Here is a 20,552-nt window from a genome sequence, read left to right as displayed (position 1 = left end):
ACTTCGTATTTGTTTATCAGTTTCACTTTGTTAAATAGTCAAACCAGCTTTTTATGTTCCCATAGACTATAAACACACGAAACTATTTGAATGATAATCCACTGAATTCATTGATTTCACTAGCTATGTTGCATTTTTTCAATAGATTTTTGCTTTTATACACCCCTCAAACCCTGATTCCTTCGTTCCATTATATAATAGAGTTTTGCTTTTTTCCACTCATTTTTCCCACTTACTCCCAAATAAAGAAGCAAAACTTTATTAAAATTATAATAGCGTTTTGCTTCTTGTGAATGTCAATGAATTTCTTTACCACGCGCTATTGAATTAGTTTACCAGTTGCGCTACTCAAAAAGTTTACCATCTTAAAATAAATGATACTGAAAAAGTTTACCACTTAATTGCTTAAGATAGAGAAACACTTGAACTAGCATTTCCCTGTATATTAGTAGATTCTAAAGTTGATAGAATTAATATTAATATTAATATTAATTTCATCACTTAGAAGTTGTATCCATTATATTTCTGGAATGTTCACTCCCAAATGAAACCCCATTCATATTTAGTAGTCAATCTATCAATAAGAGCAGCAACCATGGTTTCATTTTCAAATAAAGTTGTCCATTCGGAAAATTTTAAATTTGTTGATATGATGGCGCTTCTTTTCTCAGCTCTATCAGCTATTATTTTAAAAAGTAGTTCTGATAGATGTCTATTAAAAGTAATATAGGAAGCTTCATCTATTATTTCATCTTCAAATCCATCGATATCATATTCCCCATAGACCATCTACCACCTTGTAAATATCCAGATTTACTAAACCTGACACTAATGCTTCCCCAAGTCCAAATCCTGCATCAATGGAAAGTGTCTTTCTATCAGAGGTCATTGGGTCTGCTGTAAACATAATCCCTGAGGATTCTGACATAACCATCTTTTGTACAACTACAGATAATAATACTTTTCTGTGATCAAACCCATTTTCTATACGGTATGTGACTGCACGATCGGTAAAAAGTGATGCCCAACATTTTATTATATATTCTATAATTTTATCCCTACCCTTAATATTTAGGTAGGTATCCTGCTGTCCTGCAAAGGATGCATAGGGGAGATCTTCTACTGTAGCACTTGAACGTTTGGCATAGGGTTCGTTACTGCCGTATTGGATAATACCATTGTTATTTCGTCTTCAATGCTGCTTTCGATTCTTAGGTTTTCAATAACAAAACGCATTTTCTTACTTATTTCTGAAAAGCTCAAGCTTATTATGGATCAAAAATATGAAGCCACAGCGGAATCAAGCTCCTCAGCTTTTAGCAAATATGCATGGGAAGATAAGACTTTACAACAGGTATATAAGGAAGCGGTAAACTCAAAAGCAATCTCAGTATACAATAAATTTATTGAGTTTGGTAAAAAAGAAGGAGCTATTGATAAAAGTATTCTAAATGATGCGATTCTGGCATATCTTATTTCATCAGTTTCTATTATTGAACAATCTGATTACCTTAAAACTAGCCATGAATACAAAACAGGAATACTAAAACTATTTTTTTATGGCATATTGGGAAAAGAAAAATAAAATAGTTCTCATACAAAAATTTCCTCAAGTCAAAATCAAATTTGTTACAATATACCCACAAAACCCAATCCCATAAATCCACAAATAAGACTCCATTTTAGCCTAATGGAGTCTTATTGTCTATATTTGAGTTATATGTCTTATCCAATACTTCGACGCCTGAATCCAACAAAGCCTAACCACGTAAGTCCCATAGCAATAATTACTAACACAATCAGCGGCACGATAGAAAGCTCATGGATTGGAATACTATAATGGGCATAGGCGAAGGGCGTCCATTGCAGTGCAGACCATCCTACGATTCCAACCTCCCAAAGCATCTCGATGAAAATAAACGTACCTAATATAAGCCAATTGAGAACAGAGCCAATACGTGGAAGCCAGCCATACAATAGGGTGGCGATGCCAATAATTGTCCAGACAGAAGGAATTTTTGAAAGGCTCATGACTAACACTCGAGGAAAATGATTGAACTCTCCCGAAGCAATACTCCATCCTAAGCCGGAAGCCAAACCAAGGGTAAGGAGTATCAACACACTACCTACGAAAGCAACCGTCAAATAGCTTCCCATCCATTTGAATCTACTCACGGGTCTTGACAATAACATATCGGCATAATGCTCCTTTTCTTCCTGCCACAGGCTTTGTACTGTTGTGATAGCAAATACCGATAAACCTGCCATCAGTCCCAGAATGTAGATTAAAATTGCTATGAAACCTTCCTGATTGCCCAGATTTACTATAGCAGCTGCCCAAGAAGTGTTCATCTGGGCGAACGTGGAACTCATAGCTTCGGATATATTGGGCGTACCCACACCCATAATTCCCCCAAGATAGGCCATCCCAATTGCCCAGCCCAGAATACTGCCTTTATGCTGACGCCAAGCAAAGGCCATTGGAGAAATGAGATGTGGAGAAGCGTTAGCCGGACCTTCTTTTTGGATGATAAGCCCGACACCCATATCACGGCGACCAAGCAGCATATAGGAAATCATCATCGGCAGAGCAGAAAGCACTATAAAAATTAATAATGGCCAAGCAAGATTTCCCCCAAAGGGAAGGGTGATACGGAACCATGATTCGGGAGCAAGCCATGCCCACCCTGTGCTTCCACCTCCCATATTATTTGTAACCATAGCTACCATGGTTAATCCATATATGCCAAATACAGCTCCTCTTGCACTGCCACTATGGGAAAAAATTTGTGCACATAATCCGCCGATTCCAGCAAACATAAATCCAGAAGCGGCAAGAGTCAGTCCAGCCAGCAGAGAACCGCTCCCTGCAAAGCCGATTCCCATAAAATATACAGCAGTCAATAAGCCCGCCAGAAAACTTCCTCCACAGGAAAGGATCAGGGCTGCCGATAGATTGGCGTATCTTCCTACTGGTCTTCCAAGGATCAATTCATTTCTTCCGGATGTTTCCTCCGTACGGGTATGTCGAATCATAGTAAATGCTGCTCCAATCATAACTGTTATGGAAGCCTGCAGCAGACCACGCCAAAGGATGGCTCCTTCTATGCTTAATGGAACAACAGGTCCAAGCAAAGCAGAGGTAAGAGGACTTTCAGATAGTTCAGTAATAAATATCTTCCAATCTGCCATCCCTTTCACAAAAGACACCTGCCCGACAATCACCATCAAGGCCAGCGATATCCATATAGGCAGAATAATTCTGTCTCGTCGCAGATAAAGCCTAAGTAGCTTGGCGGTACCTATAAAATCACTTTGTTTCATCTTAAAGCACCTCCCGAATATCTTGACCATAATGACGCATAAACAGTTCTTCTAAAGTGGGCGGTTCCGCTGTAAGAGACTTAATACCCATAGGAGCAAGCTTACTCATCACTGTCTCTATGGCACTGGCATCCACTGAAAAGAGCCACTTCTCTTCTTTTCGTGCTATATCGTGAACCCCTTGCAGTTGATTTAAATTTGTAGGGTTGGAAAGCTCCACGGTGATAGTTGTACGTGTTAAATGCCTCAGTTCTTCAAGGGTACCAGATTCAACAATTTTCCCCTGTCGGATTATGCCAACTCGGTCACAAAGCAATTCTACTTCTGCAAGAATATGACTGGATAGAAAAACAGTTTTTCCCTGTTTCTTTAATTCTAAGATATATCTCTGAAAAATCTGCTCCATTAATGGATCAAGTCCACTGGTAGGCTCGTCTAAAATCAGCAACTCCGCGTCAGAAGCAAATGCTGAAATCAGTGCCACCTTCTGACGATTCCCTTTAGAGTAGCTACGGCATTTTTTCTTTGTGTCAAGCTGAAACATATCCACTAGTTCCCTGCGACGTGAAGGATTGATTTGACCATGCAAACGACCTAAGAAATCAATTACCTCACCTCCGGTTAAGTTTGGCCATAATGTCACATCTCCAGGCACATAGGTAAGTCTCTTATGAAGAGCAACGGCATCCTGCCAAGGGTCACCGCCCAGCAACTTTGCTTCTCCTCCATTTTTACGAAGCATTCCTAAAAGGATGCGGATGGTTGTTGATTTTCCTGATCCATTTGGTCCAATAAATCCATAGACCTCCCCTTGTTTCACAGTCAAGTCAACTCCACATAAAGCCTCCTGTTTGCCATAAAATTTAGTAAGTTTTCTTGTTTCAATTACATTCATCATAATGCCCTCCTTACAATTTATAATAAGTTTTTCGAAGCTCATCTAAATAGCCATCAAACTCTGTGCGTATTTTATCAAAATCAAACTCTTTGATATCCAAGCTTTTAAATTGCTCCAGTATTTGATCTGCGTATCCGCTTACTGCCCAGAAAATCAATTGCTTTGCCTTCTCTATGTCTAACCCGCTTCGAAATCCGGATGTATCAATATCTCCATAAAACCGCTCAAAGCTGCTGGCTTCAACCATTTTACGCCTTTTCTCAACCTCCTCCTTCACCACCTCAGAATCGGTAAACACCGCAACTCTTATAAAATCAAAAATCCAAGGATATTTTTTTAGCAGTTGAATCTTAAGTAAGCAAGTCTGTCGCAGACGCTCAAAAATATCCTTCTCATGCAAATTTATTTGGTCAAAATACTCTTGATTCACAATGTCCAGACAATAGTCATAAAGAAAGATAAAAAAATCTTTTTTATTGTTGACATAGTGAAACATCAAAGGCTTTGAGATACCTGATTCCTTAGCAATTACATTGGTTGATGCATCATCAAATCCTTTGCTGGCAAACTCTCTTAGAGCAGCATTCAAAATTATATTTCTTCTTATGGGCTCTAAGTTTAAAAATTTAGTGAACATAGTCATCACCTTTCATAGTCTACTTATCATATATTTCATTTACCTGTTAGGTAAATATGTAATTATTATAGCACCGTTTACCTAATAGGTCAATAGTAAGTATTAGAGTATTTTTTAGCTGTTAGGGTTAATGGTGCTTTGTGAAGTCGAAATATAAATAAGAGGCGAAGCCTATTGATCATAAGTTGACCGAAGACTTCGCCTCTTTGGGTTTCTATATTTAGTTTATGGTTTATATAAAATAAAAGCACCAAGTTTTTATATCTTAGTGCGTTATACATTATGTTGATATTATCATATTTTTATTATGGCAAATTAAAATTAATCATAACTCTGAATCGATATTTATTTGGCTCTCGATGAATGTTTTTGAAATGAGCATAGCTTGAATTATGTGTTGAAAGCGATTAAATTGTGAGCTTCCTTTTTCATATTTACTTTGAGCTTTTTTAGTTTTATTAATGATTGAAACTATAGGAGGTAGTGCCTCTCTCAAATCTTTCCTTGTATAATTTGTTGTTTTATCCCATGGTAGAAGAGACTTAGAAATATAGAGTGCTTTAATTCTATTTCTTAGGAGCGAATGTTGAGATGTCCCTTCTGAAAACTTAAGTTGCACTTTTTCACAATTAATAATGGTAGAAGATAGTAAGGATATTGCTTTTTCTAATTCTGCTTTACTGAATTCCATCATTATCCCACCTGTTCAAATTATAATTTATCTATCTACCTTTCATCTGTAACAATATGTTCTACGTAACTCTGTATATTTGATAGTTTATCAATAAAAAAGGTAGGAAATGCCTTGTACTTTGATAAGTTATTTATTGGTAGTCAATGCATATACTCTTTAAAATCGCCTGAATAACTATTACTATTAAGTTTTTGTGTTCCCCTTGGCTTCATCAAAAAGTAAAAAGCAATTTCATGGCAATTATAACCTTCAAGATTACCACTAAAAAAATTCTCATGAATAAATGCTAACCTATCAATTTCATAGTGCATCCCTGTTTCTTCATATACCTCTCTCACAACAGCTTCTTCAGCCTTTCCACCAATTTGAACGCCTCCTCCAACTCGATAGTAATAATCATCCCTATCGTTTTTAGCAAATAATACACTTCCGTTTTCAATAATTATTGCTGTTGCTTTATATCCGAACCATCCATTGTCTTTGGTGAAGCCACAATCATACTTCATTTTTATCCCCCTCATAAATTCCTGTTTACCTTTTTGATTTTAAACAATACTTAAGTCACAGTATCAATAATATTCATTATCATAAGAGCTAATCCATACTTAGTTTTTCAATAGCTTGTTTTTCATTTGGCAAAAATAATATATCTTTTCCTTTATTACATTCATAAATAAAATCTTTCAAACTCTTGCTTGTATATATAGTAAAATCTCCTATGATTGCTATTTTCTTTCGATAATTTATAAATTTTTGTAATATCTCTCCTGCTATCTTGGTGCTTAGATCAAAAAACTCTTCACATATTGATGATTTATTTATAATCATACGACTACATCCTGTTTCATAATCTACTGTAGCAAAAAAATCCAGTGCTGATTGCACATCTGTTATCAGTATATCTTCACTATTTACAATCGCAATTTCAATATTACTCTCTTTAATTACGCTTATTTGCATATTATATTAACCCTCCTTATCCACATATTATTTCTACCTAAAAATATACTTATATTACTTATCTATCTATTACTTCATATCTCTAACCTTACTTTCTCATTTTTATTCTATAATTACTCCTTTTATCAAATGTCATCTATAAATCACCCCAAAAACAAGGGTCAAAAAACGGTGTTTTTTCATCGATTTTCGACCAAAATTCCATCCTCAAACCACTATATGTTGTGGTCAAATCACATTACCCCTCCCTTGAACCACAATACGTCATCAGAATTATACTCTCAACGTGAGGCGTATGTGGAAACATATCCATACATTTTACTTTTTTAACTTCATAACCAAAGCTTTCAAATTCTTTTAAATCTTCTACTAAGGATGTTGGTTTACAAGAAACATATACTATACGTTTAGAGTCAAATGCTACTATTTTTTCTATAGCAGATTTATGAACTCCTACTCTTGGTGGATCTAATATAATTAAGTCTGGTTTTATATTTATATTATCTATTTCTTTTAAAACATCCCCTGCTATAAACTCACAATTATCTAAATTGTTTAACTTAGCATTGTCACGAGCTTTTTCTACTGCTTCTTCTACTATTTCTATTCCTATTACTTTGTTAGCTACTGGAGCCATTATTTGAGCTATTGTTCCCGTTCCACAATATAAGTCGAATACTGTTTTATCTTTTGTATCTCCTGCATATTCTCTAGCTATTTCGTATAATTTTTCTGCTCCAGATGAATTTGTCTGGAAAAATGAAAAAGGAGATATATTAAACTCAAGTCCTAGTAATCTTTCAGTTATAAAATTTTCGCCATATAATGTAATAGTTTCATCACTTTGCACTACATCTCCTAAATTATCATTTAGTGTATGAAGAATACCTTTTAATTTACCTATATAATCAATATTTTTTAATCTATCTACTAAATCATCTAATTCTAATTCTTGCTGTGTGCTTGTTACAAGGTTTATTAATATTTCACCTGTAATTTCTGCTTTTCTTATTACTAAATGTCTAAGTACTCCTTCATGCTTTCTCTTATGATAAAAAGGCACTTTCTTTTCTCTAAAATATTCTAAAACTACATTAAGTATATTTGTAAAATCATCATCTACTATCTCACAATATGGAACAGACAATATTTCATAAAATTTGCCTTTTTGATGCATTCCTAATGTAAGTGGACCATCTTTATATTCATCTCCAAATGTAAATTCCATTTTATTTCTATATCTCCATACATTTGGACTTTTTTCTATTCCTTCAAATTCAAATTCTTCAATCCCTGCTTTATGGAATAAATCTAATACTTGATTCTTTTTCATTTCTAATTGATCATTATATGTTAAGTTCTGATAACTACATCCTCCACAATCCCAAAAATGAACACATTGAGGTTTTATTTCTCTTTTCGACCTTTCTATTACTTCAATTAGATTTGCATCTATTTTATTTTTTCTATTTTTCTTAGTTCTAACTTTTACTATTTGTCCTGATGTAGCACCTTTTACTACAACTTTTTTATCATTATATGTTCCTATGCCTTTATTAGGAAACTCAGTTTTTTCTATTTTAACTTGAAATTCTTTTTTCTTTTTTGCCATATCATTTTTCACCTCTCAACTTTCTATTATAAGTATAATATATTATTTGCTTAAAACAAAGAAAAAATAAACAAAAAAATAAACTCTCTTATGAGAGTTCAAGCATAAATTATCTTAAAGTATTAGGAATTTCAAAATCACCTTGTAGATACTTTATTGCTATAACTTTATTTTCTTTTACATAAAATTCATCACTCAATCCATCTACTATTTTGAGACCTCGTCCACCAGTATTTAAGCTCAAAGGATCGTATTCTTCTCTATTATATATAAATCCTTCACCTTCATCTTTTACTTCTATTCTTAAATGTTTATCTGATATTTCTATTAGTAAGTCTACAAGCTTTTCTTTTTCTTTTCTATTCCCGTGATGTACTCCATTACAAATTAATTCATCTAATATAAGTCTTGCTTCAAATAATAATGAGTCATCTTTAATTATTGATTGTAAATTGGATTGAATATTCATAAGATCATTTTTTATAGCGATTAAATCGCTTACTAAAGATCTTTCAATTGTATAACTCAATGTCATCACACCATTCTATTATGATTATTTTTCTTTCTATAATTTAATTACCCTTTTTAAATATGAATAATCTTTAATTAACTTGTTTTTTGTTTTTAATATTAGTATAATATAGTTGTAATTCAAATGTTTAAAACATTTGAATTGTGGGTAACATTTAATTAGTTACATAATATTACTATATATAGGAAGGGGTTTTGAAGATGAAAAAGTATGTATGTATACCATGTGGTTGGGTTTATGATCCTGCAGAAGGAGATCCAGATGGAGGAATTGAGCCAGGTACTGCTTTCGAAGACATTCCAGAAGATTGGGTTTGTCCAGTTTGTGGCGCTACTAAAGATATGTTTGAACTAGAAGAATAAGATTATAAAGGCTTCCTAATTAGGAAGCCTTTTTTTATGTGTTTAACACTTTTTTTATTGTACTCCATACTTTATCTTTATTCAACTTCTTTGTAGCAGAAAAAGGTATTACTAGACTTCTATCTTTTATTCCTAATTCTTTACATATAACAGATATTTGTTTTGATCTTTGATTATTTGATAATTTATCTGCTTTTGTAGCTACTATTATTCCTTTAAATCCTATTGACTTTATCCAATCATACATCATCTTATCATGCTCACCAGGACTATGTCTTATATCAAGTAACAAGATAACTTCTTTTAGAGATCTTCTTTCTGTAAGATATCTATTTATCATATCTCCCCATTTCTCTCTTTCTTTTCTCGATACTCTTGCATATCCATAGCCAGGTAAATCCACAAATCTAAAATCATCATTTATATTATAAAAATTTAATGTTTGTGTTTTTCCAGGCTGACCACTTGTCCGTGCTAAATTTTTTCTGTTTATAAGTGTATTTATAAGGGAAGATTTCCCCACATTAGATCTACCTGCCAAAGCTATTTCAGGCGAATCTTCTGGGGGATATTGAGATGGTTTTACTGCTGTTATTATTATTTCAGCTTTTTTAATTATCATCTTTTTTCTCCTCTACTAATGCATGTTCTAATACCTCATCCATAGTTTTAACAAATACAAAGTCTATATTTTTCTTTACTTTGTCAGGTACTTCATCAAAATCCTTTTTGTTATCCCATGGCAATAATACTTTTTTAATACCTAATCTATTTGCAGCAAGAACCTTTTCTTTTACTCCTCCTATAGGAAGAACTCTACCTCTTAATGTTATCTCTCCTGTCATAGCCACATCACCATTTACAGGCACATTAGATAGTGCAGAAATAACTGCTGTTGCCATTGTTATACCAGCTGATGGTCCATCTTTAGGTATAGCTCCTTCTGGAACATGTATATGAATATCTCTATTACTATGGAATTTTTGATCAATCTCTAATTCTTTTGTTTTAGATCTAATATAACTTATACCAGCCATAGCAGATTCTTTCATAACATCTCCAAGCTTTCCTGTAAGCTGAAGTTTACCCTTTCCTGGCATTGGAGTTACTTCTATTGATAATGTCTCTCCTCCAACTGCTGTCCAAGCAAGTCCAGTAGCTATTCCTATTTGATCATTTCTTTTAGTTTCATTTCTTCTATATTTTGGTGTACCTAAATATTTAGAAAGTGTTTTTTTATTTACCTTTACAGATTTTATTTTTTCTTCCACTATTCTTTTAGCAGCTTTTCTCATTACATTTGCTATATTTCTATCTAGCTCTCTAACTCCTGCTTCTCTTGTATAGTCTTCTATTATAGAAGCTAAGGTATTATCTGATATTGATATATTTTTTTCTGTTAATCCATGCTCTTTTCTTTGTTTAGATACTAAATATTTCTTTGCTATTTCAATTTTTTCATCTTCAGTATATCCTGAAATTCTAATTACTTCCATTCTATCTAATAACGGTCTTGGTATTGTATTAAGTGAATTAGCTGTTGTTAAAAATAAAACTTTAGATAGATCAAATGGAACCTCTAGAAAATTATCAGTGAATGTATTATTTTGCTCAGGATCTAATACTTCTAATAAAGCTGATGCAGGATCTCCTCTGAAATCACTGTTTAACTTGTCAATTTCATCAAATAAAAATACTGGGTTTTTTGAACCTGATTTTTTTATAGAAGATATAATTCTACCAGGTATTGCACCAACATAAGTTCTTCTATGACCTCTTATTTCAGCTTCATCTCTTACTCCACCTAAACTCATTCTTACAAACTTTCTATTCATTGCTCTTGCTATAGATTTTGCTATGGAAGTTTTTCCAACTCCAGGAGGTCCTACAAGACAAAGAATAGGTCCTTTCATATTTTTAGCAAGTTTTCTTATAGCTAAATATTCTAGTATTCTTTCTTTAACATCTTTTAACCCATAATGATCATCATCTAATATTTTTCTGGATTTTTTAATATCTAACTTATCTTTAGTTTGAATATCCCAAGGAAGTTCTATTATCCATTCTAAATAATTTCTTATAACACCTGTTTCTGCTGAAGAAGGTGATAATCTTCTTAGCCTTTCAGCTTCTTTTATTGATTTTTCTTTTACCTCTTCTGGCATATTTATCTTTTCTATTTTTTCTATATAATCATCTACTTCTGCATCTAGTCCTTCTTCTTGACCAAGCTCTTTTTGGATTGCTTTAATTTGCTCTTTAAGGTAGTATTCCTTCTGAACTTTATTTATTTGATCTTTTACTCTAGAGTTTATTTCTTCTTCTATTTCTAACACTTCTATTTCTTCTTCTAGCATTATATGAAGTACCTCTAGACGTTTATATGGATTAAATGCTTCTAGTACTTTTTGCTTATCTTCTGGATTTAATTGAATATAGGAAGAAATTACATCTGCAAGTCTCCCTGGCTCTGTTATCTCAGAAATTGAAACTAATATTTCAGAAGATAAATTATCTGATGCCTTAACATATTCCTCAAAATTATCCATTACAAGTCTCATCATAGCTTTCATTTCTTTGTCTGATTGTATTTCAGATTCATATACTAATTCTTCAACTTCAACTTCGAAAAATGGATCATCTTGTAACACTTTTCTTACCTTTGCTCTATTTATACCTTCTACTAAAACTCTAATAGTATCTCCTGGAAGTTTGAGCATTTGTTTTATTTTACAAATTGTACCTACCTCGTAAAAATCATCTTCTGTAGGCATATCAATTTTTGCTTCTTTTTGTGAAGTCAAAAATACTAATGAATCATTTACCATTGCCTCTTCCAGAGCATTTACCGACTTATCTCTTCCTACATCAAAATGTATTACCATATAAGGAAATATTGAAAGTCCCCTAAGTGGTATAAGTGGTATTGTTCTTTTGTTTGATTTCGCTTTATATTTATCCACCCTAATCTCTCCTTTAAATCTTTTTATTATAAATCATAACTGGGTAGAATTTTAATACTGATGTTAAAATTCAAGTAATACTATTATATTAATAAAAACACCTTACTGCAATAGTATATCCTAAAAATGATCTTTATTAAAGTATTACCCTAATTAATATTAAAATATCAAAAGCCGAGGGAAAACCCTCGGCATCTGTTTTAAGAAGCATTTTCTTCTTTATCATCTTCATCGTTTTTTCTTTTTTCTGATAAAACTAATGTAGGTTCTGAATTTTTATCTATAGAATCTTTAGTTATCAGACATTTTTCTATATCATCTCTAGATGGTATATCATACATTATATCTAACATAATCTCTTCTAATATACCTCTAAGACCTCTAGCACCTGTTTTTCTTTCAATAGCTTTTTTAGCTATGAGTTTTAATGCATCTTCTTCAAATTCTAAATCAACATTATCAATATTAAATAATTCTTTATATTGTTTCACAAGAGCATTTTTAGGTTTAGTGAGTATTTCAACTAAAGCTTCTTCATCAAGTTGACTTAATGATACTATAACAGGAAGTCTTCCTACAAATTCAGGGATTAATCCATATCTTAACAAATCTTCAGGTTGAATAAGCTTTAACATTTCTCCCATATCTTTAATTTCTTTACTTTGAATGTCAGCTCCAAAGCCCATTGCTTTCTTGCCTACTCTTTGTTGTATTACTTTATCTATACCATCAAAAGCTCCTCCTACAATAAATAATACATTAGTAGTATCTATTTGTATAAACTCTTGATGTGGATGCTTTCTTCCACCTTGTGGTGGAACACTAGCAGTTGTTCCTTCTAATATCTTAAGAAGTGCTTGTTGGACTCCTTCACCACTTACATCTCTTGTTATAGATGGATTATCAGATTTTCTTGCAATCTTATCTATTTCATCTATATATATAATACCTTTTTCAGCTTTTTCTACATCATAATCTGCTGCTTGAATAAGTTTTAGAAGAATGTTTTCAACATCCTCTCCTACATATCCAGCTTCAGTTAAGCTTGTAGCATCAGCTATGGCAAAAGGTACTTTTAATATTCTTGCTAATGTTTGAGCAAGTAATGTTTTACCAGAACCTGTAGGTCCAAGCATTAAAATATTACTCTTTTGAAGTTCTATATCATTATTAGTCTTTCTATTTATCCTTTTATAATGATTATATACTGCCACAGCTAAAGATCTTTTTGCTCTATCTTGTTTTATTACATAATCATCTAATATTTCATTTATTTCTGATGGCTTTGGTAACTCATTCATGTCAAAGTCCATATTCTCATCAAATTCTTCTTCAATTATTTCTTGACATAACTCTATACACTCATCACAAATATATACATTAGGTCCTGCAATAAGTCTTCTTACTTGTTCTTGAGACTTGCCACAAAATGAGCATTTAAGTTCTTTATCTTCAAACCTTGCCATTAAGACACCTCTTTTCAATTATTTCGCAGAACTTATGACCTCATCAATTAAACCATATTCTTTCGCCTCATCAGCAGTCATGAAATTATCCCTATCTGTGTCTTTTGATATTCTTTCTAAATCTTGACCTGTTCTGTCGGATAAAATCTTATTTAATTTATCTCTCATTTTCAAGATTCTTTCTGCATGTATCTTGATATCTGCTGCTTGACCTTGTGTTCCACCTAATGGCTGATGAATCATAACTTCAGAATTAGGTAATGCATATCTTTTGCCTTGCGCACCTGCCGCAAGTAAAAATGCACCCATGCTTGCACACATACCAACACATATAGTTGATACATCAGGCTTAATATATTGCATTGTATCATAAATTGCAAATCCAGATGTAATAGATCCTCCTGGACTATTAATATAAAGTTGAATGTCCTTATCAGGATCTTCTGCCTCTAAAAATAATAATTGTGCTACTACTAAACTTGCTGTTACATCATTAATTTGATCGCTTATAAATATTATTCTTTCTTTTAATAATCTAGAATAAATATCATAAGATCTTTCTCCTCTATTTGTTTGTTCTACAACCATTGGTACTAATGCCATAAACAAATCCCTCCCGGTACAATTATATATTCATTTTAAACTAGTTTAGCATTATCTACTAAAAACTCAATAGTCTTAGTTTTAATTATACCCATCTTGATTGATTCTAAATCTTCATCTCTCAAGTTCTTTTTAAATTTGTCTACATCTTGTTTGTATTGCTCTGCATACTTTTCTAATTCTTTATCTACATCTTCATCAGAAGCTTCAATATTTTCTTTTTTGCCTATAGCTTCTAATACAAGATCACTTTCAACTAGCTTTTCTGCATTTGGTTTTAACTGCTCTTTTAAATCTTCTATTTTAGAATTTGTAAGTTCTAAATACTTCTCTAAATCAAGACCTTGATATCTTAATTTATAGTCAAGATTTTTTATTTCTTCATCAGTTTGTGAATCTATCATTACTTCAGGTATGTCAACCTTTGAATTTTCCATAACTTTTTCTATTACACTATTTTGTAATTCTGCTTCTTCTTTATCTTTTGCTTCTTTTTCTAGTTTAGCTTTAATATCTTCTTTTAATTCATCTAATGTATCAAACTCACTTACATCTTTTGCAAATTCGTCATCTAATTCAGGTAATTCCTTTTCTTTAACTTCATGAATTTTTACATCAAATTTTGCTTTTTTGCCTTTTAATTCTTCAGCTTGATAGTCTTCTGGGAATTCTACATTCACTTCTACATCTTCACCAGTATTTTTACCTACTAATTGCTCTTCAAAGCCTGGAATAAATTGACCTGAACCAATTTCTAATGTTTGATTCTCAGCTGTTCCACCTTCAAATTTTTCTCCATCTACTGATCCTGAGTAATCAATTACTACAGTATCTCCTTCTTTAACTTCTCTATCTTCTACTGCTACAAGTCTAGCATTTCTGTCTTGCATAGTTTTTAATTCATTTTCTACATCTTCATCTGTTACATTATACTCATTTTTTTCAACTTCTATACCCTTGTATTCACCTAACTCAACTTCAGGTTTAACAGTCACTTCTGCTGTAAATATTACTGGCTTTCCTTTTTCTAATTCAGAAATATCAATATCTGGTCTATCCACTGGCTCTATGTTGTTTTCATCTATAGCATTACTATATGCTTCAGGAAGTACTATGTTTATTGCATCTTCAAAAAAAACACCTTCACCATATCTTGATTCAATTATTTTTCTTGGTGCCTTCCCTTTTCTAAAACCTGATATATTAAATTTAGATCTGTTTTGTAAATATGCCTTTTGAACTGCTTTATCAAATTCATTATACTCTACTTGAAACTTTAAAGTTACTTTGTTGTTTTCTTTTTTTTCTACAGTTGAACTCATTTATTCTTTTCCTCCTTAAAATCGTAAATCTATTTAACCTTTTTAAAACCATGATAGAGTTAATTATATCATAATAGATGCGTTACAAAAAGGTTTAAATGTAACTTTATCCCTACATACTAAAAAAACCCATGGATCTACCATCGGTTTTAGCATTTTGTCAATGGTGCGGGAGAAGGGACTCGAACCCCCACGTCAATGACACTAGATCCTAAGTCTAGCGCGTCTGCCAAATTCCGCCACTCCCGCATAAATATAATAAACTCTTCTTCAACAGACTTTATTATATTATTTATCTTTTAAAATGTCAATAGAATAAAAAATAAAAAAATATTCAAAAAATTTTTATTTTTATGTTTAATATTCATATTTTAAGGTATATATATAATACTATTAATAGAAGGGGATGATTCCACCAAAGTAAAAAAGTATTAAATTCATTTAATTTACAAATCTCTAAATATTATCATCAAAGTAATTGTCTAAACGATTATAATAATTTCTTAAATATGTAACAGCAAAGTTTAAGAAATATTATCAAATCAGTTAATATGACAAACTTAATGATAATATAAAAAATGAGAAAAGTAATATATTAAAACTTTAAGGTTATTGTATTTAAAGTAATTGTAATACTTAACTTGTATAGGTTAAGTCGATAAACAAACTTTAAAATGATAGACTTTAAAGAAAATATCTAAAAGTAGTAGTATTTAAATAGTAGTATTAAAGAAAATAAAAAAGTAAATAGTAGTATTATTTAAGTAGTAGTATCGGGTATTTAAAAAGAAAGGAATGATTCCCCCAAAAATTAATAGTGTTACATTATAGAAAAGAACATCTCAAGAATTTATAAGAGATGTTCTTTTCTTTATGTTTTTAAAAATATAATATGTTATAATCAAATTAATAAAACAAATGGGGGTATCTTTATGAGTGAAAACTATAAATTTAATCAAAATGAAAAATGTGAATATTTCCCTTGCCATAAAGTAAAAAATGTTAAAGAATTTAATTGTCTTTTTTGCTATTGTCCTTTATACGCATTGAAGGATAAATGTGGTGGGAATTTTAAATATAATAATGGAATAAAAGATTGTAGTGATTGTACTATTACTCATAGTAAACATGGATATGATCATGTAATGAGTAAAATAGGTAAAATAATAGAGATCGGAAGTAAAATAGATTAGGGTAATCCTAATCTATTTTATATTTAAATGTAAAAGATTACTGAATAGTACAATAATAATCTATTAGTAAAAATATCAATATTTCAGTATAATAAAGGGTATATATGTTAGATGTTAATAATAATGTATGATCGGAGGCAACTATGGAATATAAATCTTATCAAGAAAACTTATTAAGATATTTATTATACATACCTAAAAAAGATTTAAAAAATACTATATCTAGAATTCATCCTGAAGATATATTAGATGCATTAAGACTTTATGACGGAAATAAAAAGAAAATACTTTTAAAAATCCCTGAAGAAGTGCTTGTTAATATTATAGATCAAGCTGAAGATGAGGAAAAATATGAACTATTATCATTAATGCCTGAGAAAAACCAAAAACATATAATTGAAGAAATGTCATCTGATGAATTAACTGACCTTCTAGGCTCAATATCAAATGAAGAAGCAAATAGAATAATATATAATATGGACATTGATGATGCAGAAGAAATAAGAGAGTTACTTAGCTATGAATCTGATACTGCTGGTGGTATAATGGCTACTGAATTCATAGCTATAAGAGAAGAAATGACAGTTTCAGATACTTTAAAGTATTTACAAAAAGAAGCTCCTAATGCTGAAACTGCATATTATTTATATGTATTAAATGATGAAGAAAAATTAAGAGGTATTGTCCCTCTCAGGGATTTAGTTATAAGAAACTTTGATGTACTTATAAAAGATATTATGAATGAAAATGTTATAAAAATACCATGGGATATGGACCAAGAGGAAGTAGGAAATATATTTGAAAAATATGGATTCTTATCCATACCCGTAGTAGATAATTCTGAAAAAATGTTAGGAATTATAACTGCTGATGATATTTTTGAAATAATGAAAGAAGAATATACTGAAGATATGTACCTTTTAGCAGGTCTTGACGAAGATGAAAAAATAGAAAGAACTATAAGTGAATCAGTAAAAAATAGACTTCCTTGGCTTTTTGTAAATCTCTTAACTGCAATATTAGCTTCAATAACAGTATCTTTATTTGAAAGTACTATTAGTAGAGTAGTTGCTCTTGCTACATTTATGCCAATAGTAGCTGGAATGGGTGGAAATGCTGGAACCCAGACCTTAACCCTAATTGTACGTGGTATTGCAATGGGAGAACTTGAAATAGAAAATACTAAAAAAATATTATTAAAAGAAATTAGTATTGGATTATTAAATGGACTAGCAATTGGATTTACTATAGGAATTATAAGCTTTATTTGGGAAAAGAATATTGTATTTGGTATCGTAATAGCTATATCTATGATATTAAATATGTTAATTGCTGCTATATCAGGATTTAGTATCCCTATTTTACTTAAGAAATTAAACATAGACCCTGCACTTGCTTCATCTGTTTTTGTAACTACAATGACTGATGTATTAGGTTTCTTTTTCTTTTTAGGACTTGCTAGTATTTTTGTTGAATTCCTTTAAATACTTATGATAGAATAGTTAAGTTAGGTTAATTTATGTATGTTTAAGGAGTGAATTTTTTGGATTATATTATATTAGTTTTAGGATTTACTGCACTTATTAAAGGAGCTGATTTTTTTGTAGATGGTGCATCTTCTATCGCAAAAAAATTTGGTCTTCCTTCTATACTCATTGGACTTACAATAGTAGCATTTGGTACTTCTGCACCTGAGGCTGCTGTAAGTATAAAAGCAGTTACTACAGACTCTGATGGTCTTGCAGTGGGAAATATAATAGGTTCAAGTATATTCAATATACTATTAGTTGTAGGAGCAGCTGCAACCATTAAACCAGTTAGAATAAAACTTAAAACAATATTTAAAGAGTTTCCATTTTTACTATTAGCTTCAGGAATGTTATTTGTACTAAGTTATGATAAAGTTTTACAAGGAACAAATGTAAATGAGTTGTCACGAGGAGATGGAATAGTATTACTCTCTATATTTCTAGTATTTATATATTATATAGTAGAAATGGCTGTATTTTCAAAAGAAGATAGCACAGACTTAGTTGAAACAGATGGAATAGAAGAAATAGCCTTATGGAAATCTTTAATATTTACAGGCATTGGACTTTTAGGCATAATATTTGGAGGTAATTTTGTAGTTACTTCAAGTTCTTCTATTGCATTATCTCTAGGTATGAGTGAAACTCTTGTTGGACTTACTATTGTTGCAATTGGTACTTCATTACCAGAGCTTGTTACATCTATAGTTGCAGCATTTAAAGGAGAATCTGATATTGCAATAGGAAATGCAATTGGTTCAAATATGTTTAATATTGTATTTATATTAGGAATAACATCAGTTATTAAACCATTGCCAATTGAAAATAAAGTTTTTTTCGATATATTTTATCTTATAGGTGCAACTATTCTTACCTTTATATTTGCAAGTACTAAGAAACAAACAAGTCGGTATGAAGGGATATTTTTATCTCTAGCATATATTGGCTATATGATATTTATACTAATAAGAAATTAGGACAACTCATATCATTATGATATGAGTTGTCCTAATTTTTATATAAACTTTATATTATTTGTCTTTACTAAATTCTAATATAGCTTTTTCAAAACATTCCATTGGTGGATTTACTATTCCTGCACCAATTTGCCCTACTCCTGCTTCTTTATGAGCTATTCCAGTATTAATTATTGGAAGCGTTGAAGTTTCTATTACTTTTCTAATGTCTATACCTATAGCTGAACCTCTAAAGTTCAATGTAGGAATAGCATAATTAGTATTTTCTGATACTGTTATTGAGTACATTTCTTCACTATAATTTATGGCATCACTAACAGTCCCCCCAACAAATTGAACTATAGGAAGTGCCCCTGCCATTACAAATCCACCTATTCCTGAGGTTTCTGTAATTGTACTATCTCCAATATCAAGTGCTGCATCATCTTCTGTATATCCTGGGAATAAAAGACCTTTAACCATATTTGCTGGTGCTGTAAACCACTTATTACGTCCAAGTCCACTTATTCTTATACCAAATTCTACACCATTTCTTGCCATAGCTGTTACTACAGTAGAATTCTCTATTCCTTCTGCTGCATCTAATGCCACTTTACATGCTGGCATGGAAAGATTTAAGAAATAGTGATTATTATCTTTCATAAATTGTAAAACTCTTTTTATTACATTTCTATCTATATCAGTTTCTAATAAATAAGTAGATATTTCTCTAAAGAACAGACTAGTTGCAGCATTATTTCTATTATGACCTTCATCACCCATTTGTACTGCTTGAGATATTATAGGCTTTAAGTTTATTCCACCATCTACTAATTCTAATGCTTTTTTAAGAGTTGGAGCAAATTCTTTTTCTATCCATTTAAGTCTATCTATTACTTCATCACTAAAGGCACCATATCTTAATACTTTTCCAAGACCTTCATTTATTGTACAATATCCATAATTACCATGAGTTTTATTTTGTATTATATGAACAGGCATAGAAGGAGATATTATTCCTGCCATAGGTCCTACAGCATTATATTCATGTGCTGGTGCAAACTTTATTTTTCCACTTGCAGCAAGTTCTCTTGCTTCTTCTTCATTTTTAGCTTTACCTTCATATATTAAAGCACCTATTACAGCCCCTTGTGCTGGCCCACACATATTCTCCCATTTTATTGGAGGACCTGCATGAAGTATTGTATTAGCATCCATATTTGGTATTACATCCTTAGCTGTACCTACGTCAACCAAGAAAGGATTTGCTTCTTTTATTATATTTACTGCCTTTTCATTAGCTTCATTTATTTCTTTATCTAATTTTTCAAGTTTATCTAAAGCTTCAATTAATTCCTTATTCCCGCCAGCAGGTGGTTCCCAATCTACTTGTACTACATCTCTATCTTGAAGTTCTAAATCATTTTTAAACTTAGAAGTTCCTACATTTATTACTTTTAAATCTTTTCCAAAAATATTACTTATTTGACTCATATTTATA

Annotated in this window: 19 protein-coding genes, 1 tRNA gene and 2 pseudogenes; 5 read left to right on the top strand and 17 right to left on the bottom strand. The window is 31.4% G+C overall.

Annotation, left to right across the window (positions count from 1 at the left end):
• Positions 1-534 precede the first annotated feature (534 nt).
• Both E0D94_RS04795 and E0D94_RS04790 read right to left on the bottom strand, forming a co-directional pair.
• On the bottom strand, positions 535-789 hold the full coding sequence (locus E0D94_RS04795) for an ATP-binding protein (protein WP_130806153.1): 255 nt from the start codon (positions 787-789) through the stop codon (positions 535-537).
• Positions 785-1,254: pseudogene (locus tag E0D94_RS04790) on the bottom strand (PEP/pyruvate-binding domain-containing protein); the annotation flags it as partial. The pseudogene E0D94_RS04790 and the gene E0D94_RS04795, both read right to left, overlap by 5 nt.
• Between E0D94_RS04790 and E0D94_RS04785 the strand changes: the two are divergent.
• The gene (locus tag E0D94_RS04785) at positions 1,166-1,585 is read left to right on the top strand and encodes a hypothetical protein (protein WP_165442811.1); all 420 of its coding nucleotides are present in this window, start codon (positions 1,166-1,168) and stop codon (positions 1,583-1,585) included. The pseudogene E0D94_RS04790 and the gene E0D94_RS04785 sit on opposite strands and share 89 nt — an antisense overlap.
• A 140-nt stretch (positions 1,586-1,725) precedes the next feature.
• Here the strand turns inward: E0D94_RS04785 and E0D94_RS04780 are convergent, their stop codons facing one another.
• The 8 genes and pseudogenes from E0D94_RS04780 to E0D94_RS04745 all read right to left on the bottom strand — a co-directional run bounded on the left by E0D94_RS04780 (position 1,726) and on the right by E0D94_RS04745 (position 8,654).
• Positions 1,726-3,324 carry an ABC transporter permease gene (locus E0D94_RS04780; protein WP_130806151.1) on the bottom strand — a complete coding sequence of 533 codons (1,599 nt, stop codon included), beginning with the start codon at positions 3,322-3,324 and terminating at the stop codon, positions 1,726-1,728.
• Between the two features lies 1 nt (position 3,325).
• Positions 3,326-4,219 (bottom strand): ATP-binding cassette domain-containing protein, encoded by an 894-nt coding sequence (locus tag E0D94_RS04775; RefSeq protein WP_130806150.1) that lies wholly within the window; start codon positions 4,217-4,219, stop codon positions 3,326-3,328.
• Between the two features lie 13 nt (positions 4,220-4,232).
• On the bottom strand, positions 4,233-4,859 hold the full coding sequence (locus E0D94_RS04770; RefSeq protein ID WP_165442869.1) for a TetR/AcrR family transcriptional regulator: 627 nt from the start codon (positions 4,857-4,859) through the stop codon (positions 4,233-4,235).
• 325 nt (positions 4,860-5,184) lie between these two features.
• A complete protein-coding gene (locus E0D94_RS04765) occupies positions 5,185-5,553 on the bottom strand; it encodes a hypothetical protein (RefSeq protein ID WP_207289634.1) in 369 nt (122 codons plus the stop codon).
• 32 nt (positions 5,554-5,585) lie between these two features.
• Positions 5,586-6,059 (bottom strand): annotated as a pseudogene (locus E0D94_RS04760) (NUDIX hydrolase).
• 88 nt (positions 6,060-6,147) lie between these two features.
• Positions 6,148-6,513 (bottom strand): DUF4180 domain-containing protein, encoded by a 366-nt coding sequence (locus E0D94_RS04755; protein ID WP_130806147.1) that lies wholly within the window; start codon positions 6,511-6,513, stop codon positions 6,148-6,150.
• 238 nt (positions 6,514-6,751) lie between these two features.
• Positions 6,752-8,125: a 23S rRNA (uracil(1939)-C(5))-methyltransferase RlmD gene (rlmD, locus tag E0D94_RS04750; RefSeq protein ID WP_130806146.1), complete on the bottom strand. Its 1,374-nt coding sequence runs from the start codon at positions 8,123-8,125 to the stop codon at positions 6,752-6,754.
• 109 nt (positions 8,126-8,234) lie between these two features.
• Positions 8,235-8,654, bottom strand: coding sequence for an ATP-binding protein (locus E0D94_RS04745; protein ID WP_165442868.1), 420 nt, complete (start codon positions 8,652-8,654; stop codon positions 8,235-8,237).
• Positions 8,655-8,857: 203 nt separating this feature from the next.
• Here E0D94_RS04745 and rd point away from each other — a divergent pair, with 203 nt between their 5' ends.
• A complete protein-coding gene (gene rd, locus E0D94_RS04740; RefSeq protein WP_130806144.1) occupies positions 8,858-9,019 on the top strand; it encodes a rubredoxin in 162 nt (53 codons plus the stop codon).
• Positions 9,020-9,053: 34 nt separating this feature from the next.
• On the opposite strand, the gene yihA is transcribed toward rd, so the two are convergent.
• From yihA to E0D94_RS04710, 6 genes are all read right to left on the bottom strand, one after another.
• Entirely contained in the window at positions 9,054-9,641 is a 588-nt protein-coding gene (gene yihA / locus E0D94_RS04735) for a ribosome biogenesis GTP-binding protein YihA/YsxC (protein ID WP_130806143.1), read from the bottom strand.
• Positions 9,631-11,982 carry an endopeptidase La gene (gene lon / locus E0D94_RS04730; RefSeq protein ID WP_130806142.1) on the bottom strand — a complete coding sequence of 784 codons (2,352 nt, stop codon included), beginning with the start codon at positions 11,980-11,982 and terminating at the stop codon, positions 9,631-9,633. Before lon ends, yihA begins: the two co-directional genes overlap by 11 nt.
• A gap of 200 nt (positions 11,983-12,182) precedes the next feature.
• Entirely contained in the window at positions 12,183-13,448 is a 1,266-nt protein-coding gene (gene clpX, locus E0D94_RS04725) for an ATP-dependent Clp protease ATP-binding subunit ClpX (protein ID WP_130806141.1), read from the bottom strand.
• Positions 13,449-13,466: 18 nt separating this feature from the next.
• Complete coding sequence (gene clpP, locus E0D94_RS04720) at positions 13,467-14,051, bottom strand: ATP-dependent Clp endopeptidase proteolytic subunit ClpP (protein WP_130806140.1); 585 nt, start codon at positions 14,049-14,051, stop codon at positions 13,467-13,469.
• 35 nt (positions 14,052-14,086) lie between these two features.
• Positions 14,087-15,373 (bottom strand): trigger factor, encoded by a 1,287-nt coding sequence (gene tig, locus E0D94_RS04715; protein WP_130806139.1) that lies wholly within the window; start codon positions 15,371-15,373, stop codon positions 14,087-14,089.
• A 164-nt stretch (positions 15,374-15,537) separates the two neighbouring features.
• A tRNA-Leu gene (locus tag E0D94_RS04710) sits at positions 15,538-15,622 on the bottom strand.
• A gap of 683 nt (positions 15,623-16,305) precedes the next feature.
• Here E0D94_RS04710 and E0D94_RS04705 point away from each other — a divergent pair.
• The 3 genes from E0D94_RS04705 to E0D94_RS04695 all read left to right on the top strand — a co-directional run bounded on the left by E0D94_RS04705 (position 16,306) and on the right by E0D94_RS04695 (position 19,072).
• Complete coding sequence (locus E0D94_RS04705) at positions 16,306-16,566, top strand: cysteine-rich small domain-containing protein (RefSeq protein WP_130806138.1); 261 nt, start codon at positions 16,306-16,308, stop codon at positions 16,564-16,566.
• A 143-nt stretch (positions 16,567-16,709) separates the two neighbouring features.
• Positions 16,710-18,050: a magnesium transporter gene (gene mgtE, locus E0D94_RS04700; protein ID WP_130806137.1), complete on the top strand. Its 1,341-nt coding sequence runs from the start codon at positions 16,710-16,712 to the stop codon at positions 18,048-18,050.
• A gap of 59 nt (positions 18,051-18,109) precedes the next feature.
• Positions 18,110-19,072, top strand: a complete 963-nt coding sequence (locus E0D94_RS04695; protein ID WP_130806136.1) for a calcium/sodium antiporter — start codon at positions 18,110-18,112, stop codon at positions 19,070-19,072.
• 54 nt (positions 19,073-19,126) lie between these two features.
• Here the strand turns inward: E0D94_RS04695 and E0D94_RS04690 are convergent, their stop codons facing one another.
• Positions 19,127-20,545 (bottom strand): YlbE family protein, encoded by a 1,419-nt coding sequence (locus tag E0D94_RS04690; protein ID WP_130806135.1) that lies wholly within the window; start codon positions 20,543-20,545, stop codon positions 19,127-19,129.
• Between the last annotated feature and the right edge of the window lie 7 nt (positions 20,546-20,552).

The organism is Senegalia massiliensis (assembly GCF_900626135.1).
GTDB lineage: Bacteria > Bacillota > Clostridia > Tissierellales > SIT17 > Anaeromonas > Anaeromonas massiliensis.
Note: the sequence above shows the minus strand (reverse complement) of the source record. Positions and strands in the feature narration are given on the sequence as shown.

Bases quoted from the DNA above. Each gene is read 5' to 3' on its own strand.
- E0D94_RS04795 (WP_130806153.1), bottom strand. From the start codon at position 789: ATGGTCTATGGGGAATATGATATCGATGGATTTGAAGATGAAATAATA.
- E0D94_RS04780 (WP_130806151.1), bottom strand. From the start codon at position 3,324: ATGAAACAAAGTGATTTTATAGGTACCGCCAAGCTACTTAGGCTTTAT.
- E0D94_RS04775 (WP_130806150.1), bottom strand. From the start codon at position 4,219: ATGAATGTAATTGAAACAAGAAAACTTACTAAATTTTATGGCAAACAG.
- E0D94_RS04770 (WP_165442869.1), bottom strand. From the start codon at position 4,859: ATGTTCACTAAATTTTTAAACTTAGAGCCCATAAGAAGAAATATAATT.
- E0D94_RS04765 (WP_207289634.1), bottom strand. From the start codon at position 5,553: ATGATGGAATTCAGTAAAGCAGAATTAGAAAAAGCAATATCCTTACTA.
- E0D94_RS04755 (WP_130806147.1), bottom strand. From the start codon at position 6,513: ATGCAAATAAGCGTAATTAAAGAGAGTAATATTGAAATTGCGATTGTA.
- rlmD (WP_130806146.1), bottom strand. From the start codon at position 8,125: ATGGCAAAAAAGAAAAAAGAATTTCAAGTTAAAATAGAAAAAACTGAG.
- rd (WP_130806144.1), top strand. From the start codon at position 8,858: ATGAAAAAGTATGTATGTATACCATGTGGTTGGGTTTATGATCCTGCA.
- yihA (WP_130806143.1), bottom strand. From the start codon at position 9,641: ATGATAATTAAAAAAGCTGAAATAATAATAACAGCAGTAAAACCATCT.
- clpX (WP_130806141.1), bottom strand. From the start codon at position 13,448: ATGGCAAGGTTTGAAGATAAAGAACTTAAATGCTCATTTTGTGGCAAG.
- clpP (WP_130806140.1), bottom strand. From the start codon at position 14,051: ATGGCATTAGTACCAATGGTTGTAGAACAAACAAATAGAGGAGAAAGA.
- tig (WP_130806139.1), bottom strand. From the start codon at position 15,373: ATGAGTTCAACTGTAGAAAAAAAAGAAAACAACAAAGTAACTTTAAAG.
- E0D94_RS04705 (WP_130806138.1), top strand. From the start codon at position 16,306: ATGAGTGAAAACTATAAATTTAATCAAAATGAAAAATGTGAATATTTC.
- mgtE (WP_130806137.1), top strand. From the start codon at position 16,710: ATGGAATATAAATCTTATCAAGAAAACTTATTAAGATATTTATTATAC.
- E0D94_RS04690 (WP_130806135.1), bottom strand. From the start codon at position 20,545: ATGAGTCAAATAAGTAATATTTTTGGAAAAGATTTAAAAGTAATAAAT.